Annotated in this window: 20 protein-coding genes; 12 read left to right on the forward strand and 8 right to left on the reverse strand. The window is 66.2% G+C overall.

What is annotated here, in order from left to right; translation table 11 throughout:
• Positions 1-79: 79 nt before the first annotated feature.
• Together GO986_RS03370 and ald are read right to left on the reverse strand one after the other, a co-directional pair.
• Entirely contained in the window at positions 80-1,240 is a 1,161-nt protein-coding gene (locus GO986_RS03370) for a hypothetical protein (RefSeq protein WP_157457830.1), read from the reverse strand.
• Positions 1,241-1,594: 354 nt separating this feature from the next.
• On the reverse strand, positions 1,595-2,701 hold the full coding sequence (ald, locus tag GO986_RS03375) for an alanine dehydrogenase (RefSeq protein WP_157457832.1): 1,107 nt from the start codon (positions 2,699-2,701) through the stop codon (positions 1,595-1,597).
• A gap of 162 nt (positions 2,702-2,863) precedes the next feature.
• Here ald and GO986_RS03380 point away from each other — a divergent pair, with 162 nt between their 5' ends.
• From GO986_RS03380 to GO986_RS03395, 4 genes are all read left to right on the forward strand, one after another.
• Positions 2,864-3,334, forward strand: coding sequence for an Lrp/AsnC family transcriptional regulator (locus GO986_RS03380; RefSeq protein WP_157457835.1), 471 nt, complete (start codon positions 2,864-2,866; stop codon positions 3,332-3,334).
• 465 nt (positions 3,335-3,799) lie between these two features.
• Entirely contained in the window at positions 3,800-4,540 is a 741-nt protein-coding gene (locus GO986_RS03385; protein WP_157457837.1) for a peptidylprolyl isomerase, read from the forward strand.
• A 36-nt stretch (positions 4,541-4,576) separates the two neighbouring features.
• Complete coding sequence (locus tag GO986_RS03390) at positions 4,577-5,242, forward strand: phosphatidylserine decarboxylase (protein ID WP_157457840.1); 666 nt, start codon at positions 4,577-4,579, stop codon at positions 5,240-5,242.
• Positions 5,243-5,423: 181 nt separating this feature from the next.
• Positions 5,424-6,293, forward strand: coding sequence for a hypothetical protein (locus tag GO986_RS03395; RefSeq protein ID WP_157458005.1), 870 nt, complete (start codon positions 5,424-5,426; stop codon positions 6,291-6,293).
• Between the two features lie 95 nt (positions 6,294-6,388).
• On the opposite strand, the gene GO986_RS03400 is transcribed toward GO986_RS03395, so the two are convergent.
• Positions 6,389-6,835 (reverse strand): Hsp20/alpha crystallin family protein, encoded by a 447-nt coding sequence (locus GO986_RS03400; protein ID WP_157457841.1) that lies wholly within the window; start codon positions 6,833-6,835, stop codon positions 6,389-6,391.
• 358 nt (positions 6,836-7,193) lie between these two features.
• On the opposite strand from GO986_RS03400, the gene pyrR reads away from it, so the two are divergent.
• Genes pyrR through GO986_RS03430 form a run of 6 tightly spaced genes read left to right on the forward strand, consistent with a single transcriptional unit; the run spans position 7,194 to position 11,901 of the window.
• The gene (gene pyrR / locus GO986_RS03405) at positions 7,194-7,742 is read left to right on the forward strand and encodes a bifunctional pyr operon transcriptional regulator/uracil phosphoribosyltransferase PyrR (protein WP_157457843.1); all 549 of its coding nucleotides are present in this window, start codon (positions 7,194-7,196) and stop codon (positions 7,740-7,742) included.
• Entirely contained in the window at positions 7,739-8,683 is a 945-nt protein-coding gene (locus tag GO986_RS03410) for an aspartate carbamoyltransferase catalytic subunit (RefSeq protein WP_157457844.1), read from the forward strand. Before pyrR ends, GO986_RS03410 begins: the two co-directional genes overlap by 4 nt.
• Before the next feature lie 26 nt (positions 8,684-8,709).
• On the forward strand, positions 8,710-9,327 hold the full coding sequence (locus GO986_RS03415) for a hypothetical protein (protein ID WP_157457845.1): 618 nt from the start codon (positions 8,710-8,712) through the stop codon (positions 9,325-9,327).
• A gap of 11 nt (positions 9,328-9,338) precedes the next feature.
• Entirely contained in the window at positions 9,339-9,968 is a 630-nt protein-coding gene (locus GO986_RS03420) for a hypothetical protein (protein WP_157457846.1), read from the forward strand.
• A gap of 4 nt (positions 9,969-9,972) precedes the next feature.
• The gene (locus tag GO986_RS03425) at positions 9,973-10,623 is read left to right on the forward strand and encodes a hypothetical protein (protein ID WP_157457847.1); all 651 of its coding nucleotides are present in this window, start codon (positions 9,973-9,975) and stop codon (positions 10,621-10,623) included.
• 12 nt (positions 10,624-10,635) lie between these two features.
• Positions 10,636-11,901 carry a dihydroorotase gene (locus tag GO986_RS03430; protein WP_157457848.1) on the forward strand — a complete coding sequence of 422 codons (1,266 nt, stop codon included), beginning with the start codon at positions 10,636-10,638 and terminating at the stop codon, positions 11,899-11,901.
• A gap of 60 nt (positions 11,902-11,961) precedes the next feature.
• Here the strand turns inward: GO986_RS03430 and GO986_RS03435 are convergent, their stop codons facing one another.
• The 3 genes from GO986_RS03435 to GO986_RS03445 form a co-directional block, all read right to left on the reverse strand.
• Complete coding sequence (locus GO986_RS03435) at positions 11,962-13,170, reverse strand: NAD(P)/FAD-dependent oxidoreductase (protein ID WP_369409117.1); 1,209 nt, start codon at positions 13,168-13,170, stop codon at positions 11,962-11,964.
• A gap of 151 nt (positions 13,171-13,321) precedes the next feature.
• On the reverse strand, positions 13,322-14,431 hold the full coding sequence (locus tag GO986_RS03440; protein ID WP_157457850.1) for a Gfo/Idh/MocA family protein: 1,110 nt from the start codon (positions 14,429-14,431) through the stop codon (positions 13,322-13,324).
• 163 nt (positions 14,432-14,594) lie between these two features.
• Positions 14,595-16,373: a tetratricopeptide repeat protein gene (locus tag GO986_RS03445; protein WP_157457852.1), complete on the reverse strand. Its 1,779-nt coding sequence runs from the start codon at positions 16,371-16,373 to the stop codon at positions 14,595-14,597.
• 190 nt (positions 16,374-16,563) lie between these two features.
• Here GO986_RS03445 and GO986_RS03450 point away from each other — a divergent pair, with 190 nt between their 5' ends.
• Positions 16,564-17,424 (forward strand): IclR family transcriptional regulator, encoded by an 861-nt coding sequence (locus tag GO986_RS03450; RefSeq protein ID WP_157457854.1) that lies wholly within the window; start codon positions 16,564-16,566, stop codon positions 17,422-17,424.
• Positions 17,425-17,943: 519 nt separating this feature from the next.
• On the opposite strand, the gene GO986_RS03455 is transcribed toward GO986_RS03450, so the two are convergent.
• Positions 17,944-19,521: a S8 family peptidase gene (locus GO986_RS03455; protein WP_157457856.1), complete on the reverse strand. Its 1,578-nt coding sequence runs from the start codon at positions 19,519-19,521 to the stop codon at positions 17,944-17,946.
• A gap of 575 nt (positions 19,522-20,096) precedes the next feature.
• Positions 20,097-20,420: a winged helix-turn-helix transcriptional regulator gene (locus tag GO986_RS03460; protein WP_198170378.1), complete on the reverse strand. Its 324-nt coding sequence runs from the start codon at positions 20,418-20,420 to the stop codon at positions 20,097-20,099.
• Between the two features lie 336 nt (positions 20,421-20,756).
• Between GO986_RS03460 and GO986_RS03465 the strand changes: the two genes are divergently transcribed.
• A complete protein-coding gene (locus GO986_RS03465) occupies positions 20,757-21,164 on the forward strand; it encodes an antibiotic biosynthesis monooxygenase family protein (protein WP_198170379.1) in 408 nt (135 codons plus the stop codon).
• Positions 21,165-21,172 lie beyond the last annotated feature (8 nt).

A 21,172-nucleotide genomic window follows, 5' to 3' on the forward strand; every position in this document is an offset into this window, starting at 1 on the left:
GTGGCTCAAGAGAGAAGTGGGCGGTGGCCAGTCGGGGGTGAGACCAGCGGGGGATGAAGCGGCCTTCCCCACCTTCTCTTTACTTCAGGCCTGTGACCACTGGCCGCACCCAGCATTCACCCGTAGCTTCGAGGTCGTCGCCTTCCTGACGCAGGGCGCGGCCCAGGACACGGTTGGTCAGTTGCAGGCCTGGCCCATCAAACTGGTCTACCTTGGCAATCCCTATATCGCGGCCCTGCTCTACCACGCAGGCGTGAATGACGCCCTGGTCGTCGTGGCGGAAAAAGAACACCCGCTCCTGGGCGCTGCCGCCGTCCACCCGCTCAATGCTCAGCAGCCCCGATGTGGGCCCGAACCAGCCGCCGGTCAACTCGCCTGAGGCGGTGCGCTCCGCCGCCACACCGGTAAAGGTGCCCTCCGGCATGCCCATTTCCCAGACCTGACCAGCTCCCAGTGCCAGCGGCCAGCGGGGGAGGGCGCTGGCCAGGCGTGGGAGGGTGGTGCGCGCTGGCCGCATCACACACAGGCCCACGGGCGTCCCGCCGCTGCTCAGGTATTGTCCCTGAAGCACGCCATCTTTCAGACCGTCCAGACTGGCCAGGCAGCCGGTCTGCAACTCGACTGGGCGGGCCGTGGCGAAGTTGATGCTGAATCCCTGGGGGTCATAGGTGGTCAGCGCCAGCAGGTTGGGGGCCGCGCCCAGGTCACCCAGCCGGCCTTTGACCGCCTGCCCGCTGGGCGTCTTCCCGAAACTCGTCAGGCGGGCGGCGTAGATGCCGTCAGGCGTGTCTATTTCCCAGTCCCCCACGGCGGGAATTCCAGCCCAGGTCAGCGCTTGGCCCTGCGGAAGCAGGTTGCGGGTTTCACCCCGGCAGGTGCCCAGGTCGTGACCGCTTTCCCGCTGACTCAGGTAAACCCGCGCCGCGCCGTTCAGGACTGTGCTGCTGGATGTGAGACCAGTGGTCGGCACCCGGCATATCCACCACGTCGTTTTGTCCACGGCCACGAACCTCAGAGCGTCGGCTTCATGCAGCACGAAGCCCGACAACTGGCGACCACCTACGTTAACCTGCCCCAGCGCGTCTCCATCCTTGTCTGTGCCCTTGGCCTTGAACGTCATCATCTGCGCCCCCAGCACAAACGTCCAGGTGGCGCCCGCCTGGGGATGAGGCTGGCTCTGGGCCAACGCGGGTGAGGCGAGGGCGGCGGTCAGGGTCAACCAACGAACCAGGCGTGTCATGGCCCCAGCTTGCCCCTCCACCTGGGACAGTTAGCAGGACAGTTCGGTCGTAAGGAGCCGCGCTGCGTGGTTTTTCAAAAGTCGAACCAATTGCATGCACCAAGGCTTCCTGTCCCAGTGCCACCTAGGTTCAGGCAAGGCCGTTGTGCGCACAGCGTGCAGGCCCTTGCGATGGGCGCAGGGGATAGCGTCGAGGCCAAACCCGTCAACGAAAGATGCGACCTCGCCAACGCCAGTAAAAACTCTTGCCCAGTGCCGACGTCTGTTCCCCGGCACTTTGGGGATAGGGGCCACGCTCAAAACAAAACCGCCCCCCACCTCACCGGCAGGGGACGATCTCTAGTTCTGTCTCTCTTAGGCCAGCGCCGCTTCCGCCGCTACATACGGCAGGTCAAAGGCGTCGGCCACACCTTGATAGGTCAGCTTGCCCTGGTGCGTATTCAGACCCAGGCCTAGCGCCTTGCTGCGGGCCAGGGCCGCCACGCCGTGGTCGGCCAGCAGTAGGGCGTAGGGCAGCGTCTGGTTCGTCAGCGCAAAGGTGCTGGTACGGGGCACGGCGCCGGGCATGTTCGCCACGCCGTAGTGAATGACGCCGTCCACCAGGTAGGTGGGGTCGTCGTGGGTGGTCGCGTGAATCGTCTCCACGCAGCCGCCCTGGTCCACGGCCACGTCCACGATGACGCTGCCTTCCGGCATGAGCTTCAGCATGTCGCGCGTCACCAGATGCGGGGCCTTGGCGCCGGGAATCAGCACGCCGCCGATCAAGAGGTCCGTGTCGGGCAGCAGGGCGCGGATGTTGGCCTCACTGCTCATCATGGTGGTCAGCTTGCCGAAGAACACGTCATCCAGGTAAGCCAGGCGGCGCTGCGACACGTCCAGAATGGTCACCTTGGCGCCCAACCCCATCGCCATCTTGGCGGCGTTGGTGCCCACCACGCCCCCGCCGATAATCGTGACCTGGCCAGGCTGCACGCCGGGCACGCCGCCCAGCAGGACGCCACGGCCACCCACGGGCTTTTGCAGGTGGTACGCGCCGGCCTGCACGCTCAGGCGGCCCGCAACCTCGCTCATGGGGGTCAGCAGCGGCAGGCTGCCGTCTTCAAGCTGCACGGTTTCGTAGGCCACGCCGGTTGTGCCGCTTTGCAGCAGCGCGTCGGTCAGGGGGCGGTCGGCGGCCAGGTGCAGGTAGGTAAACAGCAGCAGATCGGCCCGCAGGTACTTGTACTCACTGGCAATCGGCTCTTTGACCTTTACGACCATCTCGGCGGCCCAGGCGTCGTCGGCGCTGCCCAGGGTGGCGCCAGCGTCTACATATTCCTGATCGGCAATGCCGCTGCCCACGCCCGCACCCTGCTGAACGGTGACGCGGTGGCCCCGGCGCACCAGGGTGGCGACCCCGCCGGGCGTGAGGGCGACGCGGTTTTCCTTGACCTTGATTTCTTTGGGCAGTCCAATATGCATGGTGACCTCGCAGGCCGCGCAGGCAAGGGCCTACGGGCAGATGTGGTTTAACTTTCAACGCAAGATTAACAGTTTCGGCTGCGGCAACGATTGCCAACACAGGCCGGATTTGGGGGCAGAGCCGCAACACAGTTGCGCGAATGTGCCAGAATAGTGGCAATCATGTCGCAAGCCATTCTGGACGCCACCGACCGGCAGATTCTGGGCATCCTGCAACGGGACGCCCGCATTCCCAACACGGAACTGGCCGATGAAATTGGCCTGACCCCTGCCCCCACCCTGCGCCGGGTGCGGCGGCTGGAAGAAGAGGGGGTCATCCAGCGCTACGTGGCGCTGCTGGACCCCAAACTGGTGGGCCGCGAACTGATGGTCATGGTGCGCGTGACGCTGGACAAGCAGACCAAAGCGGGCTTTGAGCAGTTTGCCCAGAAAATGCAGGAGCGGCCCGAGGTGCTGGAATGCTTCCTGTGCCTGGGGGACATCGACTACCTGCTGAAAGTCTGTGTGCCGGACCTGGACGCCTACCAGCATTTTCTGGTGAACACGCTGGCGGCGATTCCGGGCGTCAGGAATACCGCCAGCACGATTGTGGTCAAGCAGGAGAAACACACCACGAGCCTGCCGCTGGACTGAGGATTGGGGGACTCCAATTGATGACAGGGTCAGCCTCCTGCCCAGAGGGGCAGAGGGAGCCCCGCTACGCCCGGCAAACGTTTTGATTTGAGCTGGCGGTGTTGACTGCTCTGTTCATACGTCTTGCTTCGACGCCGCCCTTCGCCCATTAAAAAACCTGCGCGCCCAAGCGCAAGTGGGCCGCTTGAGGTAGCAGGGCGGGCGGGAACCGCCCCCAAGCGAGTGGAGATACTCAAAGGCCTCGCCTATGCCTGGATGCCACCGGAACAGGACTCTTGTTGCGGCCTAGAGGTTTTTTCTCCTCACCCGCAGGGAACTCATCAAGCTGCGGAGCAAAGAGAGGGCGTCCGGGCTTACTCCCCTACTCCCGACTGCCCACATCCCATGCCTCTCCGCACCCCCCTTCCTGTATCACCTATACCCCACTCTCCCCTCTCTCATCTTGTGCATGAAACACTGCAGTTCATGCGTTCATGCCTTCCGTTTGCCCTGGCCCTGACGGGACTGCTCGCCTCCTGCGCGCCTGCGGCGACCACCACGACCCAGCCGGCGGCTCCGTCGCCTGCCCGTGTGGCCACCACGCCAACCGCACCGACGGCGCCTGCCAGCCCAGCGCCAGCCCAGAGCTTCACGGCTGTCGCGCCCCTGTCAGCCACGCCAGTCCGCACCTTTAGCGCGGCGCCGGCTCAGGTCACCGACCCCGCCAAGACGTACCGCGCCGTCCTGAAGACCAGCCGGGGGGACGTGACGCTGGAACTGCTGCCCAAGGCGGCGCCAGTGGCCGTCAACAATTTTGTGTTTCTGGCGCTCAACCACTTTTACGACGGCACCCGCTTTCACCGGGTCATTGACGGCTTCATGGCCCAGGGCGGTGATCCCCTGAGCGCTGATACCAGTCGGCAAGCGGTGTGGGGCACGGGTGGCCCCGGCTACCAGTTCAGCGCCGAGGTGAACAGCGGCCTGCGCTTTGACCGCGCGGGCGTCTTGGGCATGGCGCGCGCCCAGAGCCTGAATTCTCAGGGCAGCCAGTTCTTCATCACGGTGGCGCCCGCCGACTTTCTTAGCGGCAGCTACACGGTTTTTGGGCGGGTGCTGGCCGGCCAGGACGTGCTCGATAAACTGACGCGCAACTACAACAACGCTGGACCTATCGCCGGGGCCGCCGCCGACACCCTGCTGAGCGTGCAGATTCTTCAGTCGCCGTAAACGCTGGGCGCGCGGCCCACTGGCTACACTGGGCCTATGCGCGCGCGCTTCGCCCTGCCCCTGCTGGCCGCCGCTGCGGCTGGGTGGTACCTCCGCAGCGTCTACCGTTTTCGTGATCCGGTGCGGCTCCCGCCCCCTGACGCTGGTGCTGTACTCAGCCCAGCCGATGGGGTGGTCTGCTTTGTTCGGCGGGTGGAGGGCGGCCTGATCACCGGTGAGACCGCTGTGGAAGCGGCGGCCCTGCTCGGCACGGCCGTGAGCGACGGGTGGCTGCTGGGCTTCTTTGTGGGGCCGCTGGACGTGCATTACGCCTACCAGCCGGTCACTGGTCAGCTCCTTCACGCCAGCCACACGGGCGCGCGGGTGAATGTGCCGCTGCTGGGTCTGGGCGAGGCCCTGGGACTCCTGACTGGTCGCCCCGCTGACCTGCTGGCCCAACGCGGGCCGCTGGAAAATGAACGAATGACCGCTGTCACCCGTACCGCCCACGGTGACGTGACGCTGACCCTGGTGGCCCCAGGCGCGGGGCTGCACGGCACGTCTTTTGTGCGCGCAGGGGACGAGGCGAGGGCTGGACACAAAGCCGCGTTTCTGGCTGAAGGCGGGCTGGCGCTGCTTCACCTCCCGGCTGGGTACACGCCTGCCGTCATCGTGGGCGACCGGGTCCAGGGCGCCCAGAGCGTGGCGGCGCGGCAAGACTAATCAGCGTCACGGCGCGGCGGCGGCCAGAGCGGCTATGCTGCCGCAGCGCGTGCCACCCGGCCGCGCCAAGGGAGAGAACGTGACCAGGGAAGGCAGGAAGCCCGCCAGGAGCAGCGAGCCACAAGGGCTGGACAGCCAGGGAACCGAACGCCACAGCCCCGAACGCGTCGGCGAACGCCTGATGGCCGACCGCAAGGTGCGGGCCGTTGCCCAGGCCGGCAGCTACGGCACCGAGTTCACCTGGGCCGGCAGCCTGCCCACCTTCGTGACCTTTGAACGTGGTCTGGCTGCGCCCCTCAGCGAGGCCCGCGCGGGCATTGTCACCGAACGCTTTTCCTACGAGCAGCTTGAAGCGTGGCGCGACTGGAACGTGGCCCGGCAGGAAGCGCCGCTGGCCCTGCTGGCCACCAGCCGCGTGCTGTACGACCCCACCGGGCATTACGGCCGCATTCAGCGCACCCTCTGGAACCTCAGTGATGCCCAGCGCTCAGCCCACCGCACCGACCTGCTCAACGCTGCCCAGAGCGCTATAGACAGCGCGTGGCAGGCGCACACCGGTCCCGGCCACGGCGTGCAGGAACAGCTCCTGGCCCTGGCCGACGCGCGCGAGATTGCCCTGACGCTGCTGTACCCCGCCCTGCTGACCCGGCTGCACCTGTGGCCCGAGTTCGAGATCCGGCTGCCACATGCGTGGCGGGCCTCGGCAGGTCTGCGCTTTCCCAAAGCGGTGTACCGCCTGGAAGCCCTGTACGGCTTTGGCGGCGAGGACGAGGCGCGGCGCGTGCTGCTGGCCACCCGGGGCTTTGGCCTATTGGCCCAGGAACGCCGGGCGCGCGCCGCCTTTCAGGCCGGCTACTACGATGGGGCCGTGCGCTACTTGCGCGACGAGGCCGCCCGCACCCACAGAGACGACCTGCGCCGCTGGCTGGCCCTGACCCCCGCCCGCCGCGAGAAACTGGGCACCCTGCTGGGCGTCACGCGCGCGCCGCTGGGCCCGGCCGCCCTGCGGGTCACGCAGGAACTGCTGGAGGCGGTGCAGGAAGGACAGTAAGTGGGCAGTGGCCAGTGGAGAGAGCACCTTCTTCCACTGACCACTTCCCACTTTCTCCTTTGACAAGGGCGAGTCTGGAGGCTCGCCCTTTATCTTTACGCGCTGGCGCCGGTGTCCTGCTCCAACACCTTGCCGGTGCGGACCGTCACCGTGCGCTTCTGCGCGGCCTCGCTGCGGGGCACGCGGAGGGTCAGGGTGCCGTGGTTCAGCTCGGCTTCGACCTTGGTCAGGTCGTATTTGGGCGGCACGCTGAAGGTGCGGGCCAGGGTGCCATGGGCGCGCTCGACGCGGTGGGCGGTGCGGCCTTCCTTGCGCTCGTAGGCGCGGGTGGCCTGCACCGTCAGGGTCTGGTTCTCGGCCTCAATCTGAAGGGCCTCGGGCGTCACGCCGGGCAGGTCAAGGGTAAGTTCCAGGCCCTGCTCGTCCTCATGCACGTCAACGGGGGGAGCAAAGCGGGTGGGGGCGGCACTGGCCTGGCCAAACGTGCGATCCAGGCGCTGGGTCAATTCTTCAATCTCACGGAAAGGGTCAAATCGCATCATGCAAGTACCTCCTGGGACTGGAAGCGTGTGGCCAACTTGAGTGCCTCACGCTCAACTTGATATAGATTAAAACCTGAGCGTCATGTTGTCAAGTTTGATGCGCCATTAAAGAACTGTCTCTGCTGGACAGTCGCCCGCCGAGGTGGGCTGAGACTGGGCCGGCGGTGTACACTGCCACAGACTGCGCCGGCTCTGGTGGCCTGTGCGATGGTCCTCAATTCGTTTTTTCGTCCTTTCCCGGCAGTCCCGTGAGGCTGCACCCGCCCCGTGAGGCAGGAGAAGGAGTGCCTATGCAGAGTCATCCCGTTTGCCCTCAGCCGGTGCTGAGCGGCGTTTTTTTTACCCAGCTGGGGCGCGCATGACGCCCAAGGCCACGATTCTGACCTCGGACGAGGTGCGCCGCGCGCTGACCCGCATTGCCCACGAGATCATCGAGCGTAATAAGGGCGCGCAGCAGCTGGCGCTGATAGGCGTGCATACGCGCGGGATTCCGCTGGCGGCCCGCCTGGCCCAGAAGCTGAGTGAGCTGGAAGGCGTAGACGTGCCCACCGGCATGCTGGACATCACCCTGTACCGCGACGACCTCTCGGAAGTGGCGCAGCAGCCGATTATCCGCGAGACGCAGGTGCCGTTTGACCTGCGTGACCGCCGCGTGGTGCTGGTGGACGACGTGCTGTACACCGGCCGCACCGTGCGCGCCGCCCTGGACGCCCTGATTGACCTGGGCCGCCCGGCGGGCATTCAGCTGGCGGTGCTGGTGGACCGGGGCCACCGCGAACTGCCTATCCGCGCCGATTACGTGGGCAAGAACCTGCCCACCGCCGCCAACGAAGTCGTGAAGGTGAAGGTGCAGGAAACCGACGGCGTGGACAGCGTGGAGCTGTGGGACCTGGAGGCGCTGCGATGAACGCGCCCGTGAGCATGGGGCCGCGCCCCCGCAACCTGCTGGACTTTCAGGACTGGACCCCCGAACGCCTGACGGCCATCCTCGACAACGCCGACACCATGCTGCAGGTGCTCGACCGCCCGGTGAAGAAGGTTCCGGCGCTGCAAGGCCTGACCGTCTGCAACGCCTTTTTCGAGAACTCCACCCGCACCCGCACCTCGTTTGAACTGGCGGCCCGCCGCATGAGCGCCGACGTGCTGACCTTTGCCGCCGGGGCCAGCAGCGTGAACAAGGGCGAGAGCCTGCGCGACACCTTAGAAGTGCTGACCTCATACAAGGTGGACGCCTACATCGTGCGGCACCATGCCTCCGGGGCGGCGCATCTGGTGGCCAAATACAGCGGCAAGCCCGTGATTAACGCCGGGGACGGCCGCCGCGCCCACCCCACCCAGGCGCTGCTGGACGCCTACACCGTGCGCCAGGAATTTGGCAGCCTGGAAGGCAAAACGGTCGCCATTCTGGGTGACGTGCGCCACAGCCGCGTGGCGCGCAGCAACGCCGAACTGCTGCCCAAACTGGGCGCCAAGGTCGTGCTGTGTGGCCCGGCGACCTTACTGCCTGCTGGGCTGGCAGCCCTACCCGGCGTCACCCTGACCACTGACCCGCGCGAAGCCGTGCGCGGCGCTCACGCCGTCATGGCCCTGCGCCTGCAACGCGAGCGCATGACGGGCGGCTTTCTGGGCAGCCTTCAGGAGTACGCCGACACCTACCAGGTGAATGAGCGGCTGATGCAGGAGGCCGAGAGCGGCGCGGTGGTCTTGCACCCCGGCCCCATGAACCGTGACCTGGAAATCAGCGGTGAGGCGGCCGACGGCCCGCGCAGCCGGATTTTGAAACAGGTGGAAAACGGTCAGGCGATCCGCATGAGCGTGCTGTACCACCTGCTGGTGGGCCGGGAGTAAGGGTGAGGCGGGCGGCCTTATGGCTGATGGCAGCCCTGCACGGTGAGGCCTGGGCGTGCAGTCCTCTGCCACCCAGTCCGGCCCTGCTGCAGGCTCAGGCTGCGCTTGAAGCGGCGCAAATCACGAGTCCTCTGTGTGCGGGTAAGGACGAGTCCAGCTGCGCCGCTTACCGCCTGGGTGCGGCGCAGGCCGCTGCACTGCGCCTGACGGTGGCCCGTGAGGTCAGCCGACTGAACCTGGGCGCGCCGCTGCCCGAGCTGACGCTGCGCCAGCAGGGCAGCACCTGGCACCTGACGGAATCAGTGCGGTACGGGCTGGACACACAGCTCCGCGCCGTTCCTGGCGGCAGCGTGGCCCTCACCACGGACCGGCAGACGGCCCACGAACGGGTGACTGAGCGCCTGAGCCGGGCCGCAGGTCGGTCGGCTTTTTGGTGGAGCTGCGGGCTGGCGGGGCTGAGCGGCGCAGGGCTTGTGGTGCGTGACTGCCGCTGGACGCCAGCCACTGGCGAGTGGCCCCGCACCTTTGACTTCACGGTGGTGCGGGCCGATGCCAGTCTGCCGCCGGGCCGCTACTCGTGGTATGCCCCAGACGGAGGCAGCTGCCACGGCGGCGTCCCGTTTCGCAAAGCGGATATCCGCTAGGAGGGAAAGCGATGCGCCACCTGCTTGTCATCCTTCTACTCAGCCAGACTGCGGCGCTGGCGTGTCTGCCGCCCTACCAGAGCCCGGCCATGATGAGCGCCGAGCGCACGCTGAGTGCACTGGGGGTGGGTGAGCCGTGCCCTCCTGTGGTGGACGACACCTGCCAGCGCACCTACCGCGCCGGGCCGCAGGAGGTCGCGCGGCTCTTTGCCCAGCAGCAGAACACGGTGGCCCGACGCAGCGGCGCCGTCTGGACCGTGGTGTTGGACGAGTACCGGGGCCAGCAGGTTCAGATTCGGGCGGTGGCGGAAGGCGCGAAGGTTCTCCAGAGCAACCGGGAAACGGCGTATGAAACGCTGCTCTCGCGGCTGGTCGAAGCGGTAGACCGGGCTGGGCACAGCGCTCAACCCGTGACCTGCGCGCAGTTGGGCCTGGCCAGTGACCCCGTGCTGGGGTTTCGGCAGTGCCGTGTGAGCTGGGAAAAACTGCGCTTCCCTCTGCCTGGACAGGTGGAACAGGCCGTCATTCACTTCACGCTAGACCGCAGTGCAGATAGAACGGCGGAAGTCGGGCGGGCGTTCGTCTATAGCCCACTCATGCCGGGCGATTATCCCTGCGCCAGTCCACTGAACTATGACTAGGCGAGTGACGACAAAGCGAGCAAATCTCGGAGCCAGACTCTCAAAATTCTGCCGAGTAGGGTTGACTGCGCTATTCACGGCGCAGGGGTGGGCCAGCGCCTGTGATCGGTCAGGAACACTGGAAGACTTTCTTTTGATCACCCAGGACGAAGAATGGATGCGGCCAATACCATGTAGCCCCGCCGTTTCTTCTGGGGTAAAGACGCGCTCATGCTTCAAGACCCGCAACCTGAATGACATCTTCCAGGAAACGTTCTGGCCGTATGAACTTGAACGGCGAGGCGACCGATTTGAAACGTCGAAGGACACTTTCTTTGAGACGGGCATCAGGGCCAGAGCTCTGCCCTACTGTCAAGGCCATCTGCTCATCGTTGAAAAGGCCCTAACACACTATTCTTACCTCCTGAACCTTTTCGAGTCAGTCAGTTTTTCACGCGATACTCTTTGTTCTAAAGTCCTGCAAAATGATAAAGCTGCACTTATAGAGACCTGTCAACTGAATGAATTTGAAGATGATAGAGGAGATCGCTACGGCAGCACGGAGTATGTGCTGCTGACTCTTACACGCCATACAGAATTCGGGCGATGCGGAGAACCTGTTCTCCTCATCATTGGCCTCTGCAATTGGTTCATCAGACCACTTAAAGATCTCTAAGGAGAGTCATCTATGACCATCACCATTACCAACATCAAGCGCGTCGGTTCGGGCGCCACCGAAACGGTCACCATCGAAAACGGCGTCATCAAGGGCTGGAACCTACCCGAAGAGGGGCAGGTCATTGACGGGCAGGGCGGCACCGTGGCCCCGGCTCTGATTGAACTGCACGCCCACCTGCGCGAACCCGGCCAGACCGAGAAAGAAGACCTGGCCTCGGGCCTGGCCGCAGCGGCGGCGGGCGGCTACGGCACGGTAGTCTCAATGCCCAACACCAGCCCCGTCGTAGATGACCCGGCCATTGTTCGCACGCTGATCGAGAAGGCGGCAGGCCTGGGTTTTGCGCGCTTGAAACCGGCCGCCGCCCTGACCAAGGGCCAGCAGGGCGAGACCCTGGCAGAGCTGAGCTACCTGAAAGCCGCTGGGGCCGCCATGTTCACCGACGACGGGCGCACCAACGAGAACGCCCGCACCCTGCGCCTGGGCCTGGAAACGGCGGGCAGCCTGGGCCTGATGGTCTCTGTTCATGCCGAGGACGCCTCGCTGCGCGCTGACGGTGTGATGAACGAGGGGCCAGTCAGCGAGGCGCTGGGCCTGCCCGGCAACCCGGCGGCGGCCGAGGCCGCGCGCGTGGCCCGCGACATCGAGATTGTGGCGGAGTTGCATGCGCAGGGGCGCCCAGCGCGGCTGCACATTCAGCACCTGTCCACCGCCCGCGCCCTGGACCTGGTGCGCGGGGCCAAGGCGCGCAGCCTGCCCGTGACCTGCGAGGTCTGCCCCCATCACCTCACCCTGACGGACGAGGCGCTGCGCTCCTTTGATGCCATCTACAAGGTGGCCCCGCCCCTGCGCACCCAGGCCGACGCGGACGCCCTGCTAGAAGGCCTGAAAGACGGCAGCGTGGACTGCCTGGCCACCGACCACGCGCCCCACACCCGCGCCGAGAAGGAACGGGACCTGCTGGACGCCCCCAGCGGCATCGCCTACATCGAACTGGCGTTTCCGCTGATGTACACCCGGTTTGGCGATACGCTGGGCCTGCAAAACCTGCTGAACCTGTTCACCGTGGCCCCCGCCCGCCTGATGGGCTGGACCGAGCCGAGCCTGGAAGCCGGCGCCCCCGCCGACCTGGTGGTGCTGGACCTGGACACCGAGCGCACGGTGAACCCAGCCGAATTCAAGAGCAAAGCCAAGTTCACCCCCTGGGCCGGCGAAGCCTTAAAGGGCTGGCCGCTGCTGACGGTGGTGGACGGCAAGTTGGCCTACCAGCGAAGCTGAGTCAGAGGCCGAGAGCGCCGAAGGGTCCAGGGGAATACCTCTCCCTGGACCCTTCGACCTTCACCGGTCCAGACGGAAAATCCGCAGGTCGTCCTCGGCGTGGCCCTGAATGCAGGCGGTGAGCAGCCGCGCCGCCTGCACCGAATAGGTAATGCCGTTGCCGCCATACCCCAGGGCAAACAGGAGCCTCTCTCCGGGCGCCTTTGGGCCGATATAAGCGAGGCCGTCTTTGGTCTCGCCGAACGTGCCGGCCCAGGCAAAAGCCACTTCAGGGTTCAGGTGAGGCAGCAGCTTTTCCAGGCGGCGTTCCAGGCGCCGCTGCTTGGCCGCCAGGGCGCGGTCCCGCCGGGCCGGGTTGTGGTGGGCATCGTCCTCGCCGCCCACGACCACGCGGCCGTCGGCGGTGGTGCGGGCATACAGGTACGGGCGGGCCGTCTCCCAGATCAGGCAGCCCTCAGGCCACGGCTCGCCGTCCGTCTGGGCAATCGGCTCGGTGGCCAGGGCATAGGAATTTTTCAGCTGCGCCAGGCGCCGCCCCAGGAAGGTTTCTGCCTCGTAGCCGGTCGCCACGACCACCCAGCGGGCCTGCACCTGTGCGCCCCGGTCGGTATGGGCCGTGAAGAGGCGGCGGTCCTCGTCCAGGCGCGTCACTACCGTCCGGTCGTAGACCCGAGCGCCCCGGCCCAGAGCCCGCTGAAGCAGATGCTGCGCCAGGCGGTAGGGGTCCACCTCGGCGCCGTCGGTGCTGTACAGCGCTGCTGGGGCGTCAATCCCGAAGCGGGCTTTGAGGTCGCGGGCGTCCAGATACTCGACGTTCAGGCCGGCGCGGGTGCGGGCCGCGTGTTCTTCTCGCAGCAGCTGGGCGTCCCGCCGGCGACTGGCGTAGTACAGGCTGCCCCGCGCCCTGAACCCGCAGTCGTCGGGCAGCCCAGCGGTCAGGTCACGCACCCGGTCAATGGCGTCCCGGCACAGGGCGTAGGCGCGTTCAGCGTCAGGCTGACCAATCATGGCGCTCAGGTCCACGAGGTTGGTGTCGATCTCGTATTGCAGCAGGGCCGTGCTGGCGCTGGTGCTGCCAAAGCCAGCGTCGCGGCGGTCCAGCACCACCGTGTCGAGCCCAGCGGCGCTCAGGGCGTCGGCCAGCAGGGCGCCGGTAATGCCGGCCCCGATGACCAGCACGTCTGCCTGCTCATGATCCAGCAGGGGCGGGTAGGTGTGCATCAGTCCGTTGGTCAGAGGCCAGAAGGCGCGTCCACTGCGAAGGTCCACCGCCCCAATCTACGCAGCACGCTGCCCCCTGAACTGCGCCCAATGCTCCGGTTGTGCCCCAGAGCCGTTTCTCTTCAACTCTCTTCAATGCCGCAAAAAGCCGGGAGAGTGTCCTGGCTTCTAACGCTATTCAGTCAGGCCCGCTGCGCCGTCACTCTTCCTGCTTCGGCACGTCGGGCTGGGTGCCCCGGAAAGCGTCCTGACCGTCAACCTTCGGCAGCTCGACCACCCGCCCAGTGCGGGCACTCTCGTAGATGGCGGCCATAATCACGTGGTCCTGCACCCCTTCCTCGCCGGGGGTCCAGGGGGTCTGGTCCTGGCGAATGCAGCGGGCAAAGTGGTCAAATTCCAGCCCAAACTGGTTGTAGTCCGGAAAGGACGGCTCGCGCTTGCCCGCCTTGTCGCTGATCTGCACCTTGAGTCCTTCATAGGGAAAAGCCGGGTCCATCAGCAGGCTGCCGTCCTCGCCCAGCACGCGCAGGGTGGTGGTTTTATAGGCCCCGTAACTGGTCAGGGCATTGGCGATCACGCCGCCCGGAAAGCCCAGCATGAAGCTGACCGATTCCTCGACTTCCCTGAAGCGCGGGTCACCGCCGGGCTGGTGCTGAGCCGCAAACACCCACTGGGGCTCCTGCCCCAGCACGAAGCGCAGGGTGTTCAGGCAGTAGATGCCCACGTCGGGGACCGGCCCGCCGCCAGCCAGGTCCCGCTTGAGGCGCCAGGCTTCGGGGTCATCTTCCACCTGAACGTGAATGGAGTCGAGCAGCTTGACCTTGCCCAGCGCGCCGCCCTGCACCGCCTCCCGCGCTGCCCAGTGTTCAGGGGTGTACTGGCAGCGGTAGGCGGTCATCAGCTTGACCCCGGCCTCCTGGCAGGCGTCCACAATGGCCTGGGCGTCTTCCACATTCACGCTCAGGGGTTTTTCGCACAGCACATGCTTGCCCATCTGGGCGGCCCGTACGGCGTACTCGCGGTGCAGGCTGTTGGGCAGCACGATATACACGGCTTCCACGTCGTCACGTTCGGCCAGACGGTCAAACTCTTCGTAGCTGTACACGTCCCCTTCGGTCAGGTTGAAGGCGCGGGCAAAGGCCTCGCCCTTGTCCTCTTCACTGGTGACCAGCGCGGCGATATAGGCTTCCTCGCTGATGCGGGCCGCCGGAATCAGTTCCTCGGCTGTCAACTTGCCAATGCCCACCAGCGCAAAGCCCACGCGCTGGGCCTGGGGGGTCGGAGGGTCAATGTCGGGTTTCAGAGGCATGCGCCCACCGTAAACGCGGCGGCCCCCAGGCACCATGCGGCCACCATTGAGCTGTTCTTCAGCCCAGCAAGACCTCTTCTGAAGAATTGGGCCTAAGTAGGAAAGGCAGAGCGCCTGAGAGGAAGGTACGTTGACCCAGCCAGGCCAGGACCGGTCCTTGCCACTACGGCTGAGACAGGTCACCCGCAGCAGAGTGGCGCCCAGTGGCCCGGCCGGCGGAATGTTGCTGCCGCGCCTGGTCCAGCATGTCCTCGGCCTGGGCGCGGGCGGTGTCGGCGCACACCGTGCTCCCCAGCGTCAGGCGCAGGCCCGGCAGGTCTGGCCAGGCCCGCGCGGCCAGGGCCCGGCGCAGCCGCTCCAGCAAACGCTCGGCGCCCTCTGCGTCGGTGCCAGGGAGCAGCAGTGCGAAGTCGTCGCCGTCCAGGTGCGTCAGCAGGTCACCCCCACGAATGAGCTGCTGAATCTGACGGCCCGCGTCTTGCAGCACCCGCGCAGCGGCTGGGGCCGGCACCGGCTCGGCCCCGAAGTCCAGGCTCAGCACGGCCAGCGACAGGGGCTGATTCCCGCGCCGCGCCTGCTCGAACGCGCGTTCCAGCGCCGGCAGCAGGACGCGGCGCCCAGGCAGGCCGGTGCGCGGGTCCAGCAGGGCCTGCCCGGCCAGTTCGGCGCGCAGCGGCCCCAGGGTGTGGTGGTGTTCCAGCCCTGCCTGCGCCAGTTGCAGCCCCTCAAGCCACTCGCGCTGGGCCGCCGCCACCTGGCGGCTGCGCTCCAGGTCCCGCTCAATGACCCGCACGGCGCTTTGCCGCTCGGCGGCGGCCCGGTTCAGCGCCACCGTCAGGCGCAGGTGTTCGCGCAGATGGCGCAGCGCCCCTGTGAGTTCCTGGCGCGTTTCATGCAGGGCGCACAGCTGTTTGTGGGCTTCGCTGGCAATCGCGTCGGCATGCAGGCGTTCGGCCAGGGTCAGTGCGCGGTGCAGGGCGTCCCTGGCCGACTCCAGCTGGCCGCCGTCCAGCAACGTTGTGCCCCGGCGCAGCTGCACGCTGGCTTCCAGATAAAAGTCGCCCATGCGCCCCACCAGCGTCAGGGCCTGCTCGTAGGCGGCCAGGGCGCTGGCGGCGTCGCCAAAGCGGCGGTGGGTGTCACCCAGGCTGGAGCAGATTTCCACCAGATTTTCCAGGTCGTCGGAGGTTTCAGACAGCTCGCCAGCCCGGCGCAGAGAACTCAGGGCGCCGTCCCGCTGGCCCAGGGTGGCCTGCAAGCTCCCCAGATTGGTCAGGGCCACAATCTCGTTGTAGGGGCTGCCGTGGACGCGTGCCAGGTGCAGGGCCTCGTTCTGGTACGACAGGGCTTCCTCGTGGCGTTCCAGGGCCATGCACACGTTGCCAACGTTGTTGGTCGCGGCAATCCGCACGGTGGTGTTGCCCACGCCCGTTGCCATCCGCAGCGCGCGCAGGGCGTAGTTCAGCGAGGCCGGGTTGTCGTCCAGGCGGTGATACACCAGGCCTATGTTGTTCAGGCAGGCGCACAGATACCACTCGTTGCCCTGCGACTCGAACATGGTCTGCGCCGTGAAGAGGGCTTCCAGCGCGCTGGGCAGCTGGCCCAGGCTGGAGCGCACAGTGCCGGTGCCCATCCAGCTGCGCGCCAGCCCCACCGTGTCGCCCGCCGCCTCATGGCCGCGCGCCGCTTCGTCCAGGGCGTCCAGAGCGGCGCGGTACTGGCCCATGCGGTAGAGGCTGCGGCCCAGTTCCAGCAGCGCCTGCGCGTGGGCGCCGCCGTCCTGCAAGGTCAGGGCCAGGGCCGCCGCTTCCTTTGCCCGGCGCACGGCGGCGGCGGGGTTCTTGTCCCACAGTTCGGCTGCCAGGGCCAGCAGCGCGCGCAGGCGCTCACGGCCCTGAGCGGTGTGCACCTGACGCTCAAGCTGGTCCAGCAGGTCGGACATGGGTCTAGGGCACAGTGTAGACCCCGGCGTTCAGGCCCGGCTCGGCCCAGCGGGACACCCCGCCGCTGGTGTACGATAAAGCTCCTGTGTGGGGGAGCCTGTGGAAGTGGCCAGTCAACCGGAAGTTCAGCGGTCAGCCTGCCTCACGCCTGCACCCGGCGCCGCGCGCCCGCCTCTTTCCGGAGGCCGCGTGACGCCCCCCGCAACCCTCAGCACTCCCCGCCCGGTCGTGCAGGGCACCGACGTGCCGACACTGGAGCGGCCCCTCTTCGTGCTGACGTTCTTCACGCCGCAGCAGCCGCAGTGGTCTCTGTCGAATCTGGCGCGGGCCAGTGGGCTGCCCAAGGCCAGCTGCCTGCGGGCGCTGCGGGTGCTGGAAAAATACGACCTGCTGGTGCGTGAGGGCGACCGCTACCGCCTGGGCAGCGGCTTTATCGCCATGAAAGCCCACGCCCAGCAACACGCGCCCCCCCTGAATGTGGCCCTGCCACATCTGGCCCACCTGGCCGAGCAGACTGGCCTGCAGGTGTCGTGGGCCGTGCTGGACGACGAACAGACCCTCTACACCGAGGTGCTGCCCCTGGCCGGGTCAGGGCTGGCGCCGGGGGACCGGCGCGCGCTGCTGGGGGACGCTTCAGGGCGTCTGCTGCTGGCCTTTGCCGAGCGCACCCTGCGCGAGCGGGTTTTTGCCGGGGCCGCTGCACTGGACCACGCCGAGCGCGCCACCCTGGACACCCTGGACAGCGTGAGCCGCCGCACCTGGCTCTCGGCGCCGGTGGCGCGTGACCACCTGGAGGGCGCGGTGCAAGTGGCCGCCCCTGCCTTCCGCGCCGGCGGACGCCTGGCAGCGGCCCTGGCCCTGACCTGGCCCGCCGCCCCCACCACCTGGGCCGGTGCGCACGACACCGTGCAGCATCTGGTGAACACCGCCCAGAAGGTTTCGCGCGACCTGGGGTACGAACGGGCCTGGGTCACGGACACCACCTTCTTCCTTCAGGTGCTCACGCGGCTGTCCATGCCGGCCCTGTCTGACCTTCCCCGTCCAGAGTAGGGGCGAGAGGTACGGCGCGGCCAGGAAAAGGCGCGGTGGGCGGGGCTGACGCGCGACCAGAATGGCAAGGCCCGCCGTGGGATGCTCCCTCTCAGCAGGATTCCCAGAGCACCCCCCTCTCCCGAAACCATGCATACGGTCTCCGACTGAACTGCTGGCACAATCAGTAAAAGCTGACCGAAGAAAGCAGGAGCAGGAGCGAGCTGACCGGCGTGGAGTTTGCATATCGGTCCTGTTCCAACGTGTCAACGGAACATATGGAATCTGCCTCACAGCGGCTGCCCGTTCCATTGAGGGGCCAACCACGCCCCTCCACTCCCCTTTCGCCGCTGTCTCTGACGGACACTCCCTGTGTTCGCCTCAGCGTGGTTAAGGACCATCACTTTCAACCACGCTGAGTTCCGTCGTCAGGCCCTGGGCGGGCGCCTCGTCACCCCCCTTCTCAACCTCACCAAACAAACTGCCTGGCCGATATGGCCAGGCAGCTTCTCCCAGGTGTTCAGCCGCAGAGGCTCTGGATCAGCGGTTTTCCACCAGGGTGTACTGGCCGCTGCCAGCGTAGGCGTACACTTCCCAGCGGTAGTAGCCGCTGGCCGCGTTGTAGGTGATGTTTTCGGTGCTGGTGCTGCCTTCGGCGGCGGCCACGTCCACCCAGGCGCTGCCGTTGTACTTCTGGAGGTAGAGGTCGAAATCGGTGCCGCTGGGGCCCGTCAGCGTGGCCTTCAGGGTGCCGCCCGCGTACTGGAAGTAGCCAGGGTTGCCAGGCTGGTAGCTGGTGCCGCCGGCATACACGCTGCCCTTGTAGGTGGTGCCAGGCGTGGGGGTGGGGGGCTCGGGATCAGGGTTGGGGTTGGTGGTGCCGCTGGGGTTCGTGAACAGCAGCTTGTTGGGGCTGCCGGTGCCCACGTTCGAGATCTTGTTGGCCGAGGAGGCGTTGAGCAGCGCGCTCGTGACCTGCGCGTTGGTGTAGCTGGGGTTGGCCGCCAGGATCAGGGCGACGGCGCCGGCCACGTGGGGGGTCGCCATGCTGGTGCCGCTGATGGAGTTCGTGGCGCTGTCGCTGGAGTTCCAGGTGCTGGTGATGCTCGTGCCGGGCCCGAAGATATCCACGCAGTTGCCGAAGTTGCTGAAGGTGCTGCGCACGTCAGAGCTGTCGGTGGCGCCCACCGTGATGGCGCTGGCCGCGCTGGCCGGGCTGTAGTTACAGGCGTTCTTGTTGTCGTTGCCGGCGGCGATGGCCATGATCAGGCCCTTGCTGGCGGCGTTGTTCACGGCGTCGTTGACCGCCTGGTCAAAGCCGCCGCCGATGCTGAGGTTGGCGACTGCCGGGCCGCTCTTGTTGTTCAGGGCCCAGTTGATGCCGGAGATGATGGCGCTGTACGCCCCGCTGCCCTGGCAGTTCAGGACCTTCACGGCCACCAGCTTGACGCCCTTGGCCACGCCGTAGGTGCTGCTGCCGATGGTGCCGGCGACGTGCGTGCCGTGCCCGTTACAGTCGGTGTTGTTGCCGTCGTTCAGGGCATTGGTGCCCCAGACGGCGCGGCCGCCGAACTGGCTGTGGGAGGTGCGGATGCCGGTGTCGACCACGTAGGCCGTGACGGTGCTGGCGGTGGTGTCGTAGGTGTAGGTGCCGCTGAGGGGACGGTCGCGCTGGTCAATGCGGTCAATGCCCCAGGTGGCGTTGCTCTGGGTGGCCACGGCGTGCGCCATGGCGTCTTGCTGGATGTACTTCACGCGCTTGTCGGCCCGCAGGGTGGCGAGGTTCTGGGCGCTCAGCTTGGCGGCAAAGCCGTTCAGGGCCTGGTTGTAGAGGTACTGAACAGTGATGCCCTGAGGATCCAGGCCCAGGGCGCTGACCAGGCCGCCGCTCTGGGTGGCCAGGGTGCTGGCGGAAGTGCCGCCGCTCAGCACGACGATGTACTGGCCAGGGATGGTGTCGGCGGCGTCCTGGCCCAGCACAGGCGCCAGCGCGGGGGCGGTGCGCGCCACCGTCGGCGCCGAGGCGTCGGGCACCCCAGCCTGCAGGGCGGTTTGCTGCCCACAGGCAGCCAGGAGGCCAGTAACGGTCAGAACAGCGGCAGTCAGACGTGCATTCATGGTGAAACCTCCTGGTCACCTGCCCCTTATGTAAAGAGCAAGCGGCCTGCCTCGGTGGCAAGATGAGATGACATTGAGCAGACAAATAAGTTTTATTCGTTTCACTGAGTGGAACAACAGGGTTGTCTAGGTCGCTCAGCGGATGATTTCCAGCCTGGCTGCGCCTGGGGTCTGAAAGGGCAGATTCTTTCCGGCCATTTCCATCTGGGTGCCTATAAACACGACGTTTTCAGCCCTCTTCTTCCTGGAGAGAGGCGGAGGAAAGCGGGCTTGTTGGCCTCTTGGGCAGCGTTGCATTGATTGAACCATCAGGGGACTGCACCGCTGTCGGAACCATAGGTCTCTGGGGTTGGGCAAGAAAGAGTGCTCAAGGAAAACCGTTCTTCTGGACGGGGGTTTTCAATTCAATGTCCAGAGGATTAGGGCCACTGCGCGCAGAGGTCAGAAGGCCAAGCAAGTGAAAGGGCCAGCGCTGACACTGGCCCCTCGTTGAAGGAAGTCCTCTCAGTGTTGGACAACACGGTCAAGCGGTCAGAAGCGGCCCTCCATCACCGGCCCACTGGGCTGTTCATCACCTACTCCTTTGCGTCGTACTCGGCGCGAGCAGCTTTGATCTCCGCCTGGTTACTCAGCGCCCACTGAACCAGCGCCTGAATGGTGGGCACCAGGGTTTGACCCAGGGGTGTCAGCGCATAGTCCACCCTCGGCGGGATGCTGGGATAAACCGTGCGGTCAACCACGCCGTCGCGCTCTAGCTTGCGGAGGGTCGCCGTCAGCATCCGCTGGCTGATGCCGTCAATTTGCCGCTTGAGGGTGCTGAAGCGGGCCGGGCCCTGGGCAAGATTCACGATCACGCTCGCGGCCCATTTGTCACCGACCCGTTCCAGGATGCTCCGCACAGGACACTCGGCGTCGTCTGCCTGCGGACCACAGAGAGGCACATCGGTGATACTCGGTTCCCTTGGTGTGCTGTCTTCCATACCGGCCCAACATGGCACATACTCCATTCAGTTACGAATCCTGCCTTAGTTCTATTTCGTAACCCAGCTGGACACGGCCTGTCTATCGTGGCGCCTTGCCGTCAACCCAGCCTGCAGACCAGCGCCACCGCTGATGCAGTGCGGGTGCCAGACAGGTCTCGGGGGCAGTCCATTCGGGGACGGAAGACACCACCTGCCCAGTCCCCACGCATTCCTCTAACCGCCCCTTAGCTGTTGTTTCCAAGGAGAAATCACTTGACCCCCATTGACCCCACTTCACAATCGTCAGGAGCAGGAACAGCGGAGACGCCGCTGACCACGCTTAACCCGGCTGCCGGGCACCTCACCATCATCAACACCTACACGGTGGCGCCCGAACGCGCGGACGCGCTGCTGGCAACGCTCATCCGCGCCACTGAGGAGACCCTGCGTTTTGTTCCGGGCTTCGTCTCGGCCAACTTTCACATCAATGCCGAGCGCACCCAGATTGTCAACTATGCCCAGTGGGAGAGTCGAGAGGCGCTGCTGAGGGCCGGAAGCGACCCTGCGGTGGTTACGCGCATTCAGGAGGCCGGCCAGATCGCAGAGCGGTTTACCCCGGTGCAGTACGAGCTGCGGCAGTCTATCGCGGGGGCCAGTGGCCTTGACTCGCTGAAACCCTGAGCCGGGCA

The organism is Deinococcus arboris, assembly GCF_009755355.1.
GTDB classification, from domain to species: domain Bacteria; phylum Deinococcota; class Deinococci; order Deinococcales; family Deinococcaceae; genus Deinococcus; species Deinococcus betulae.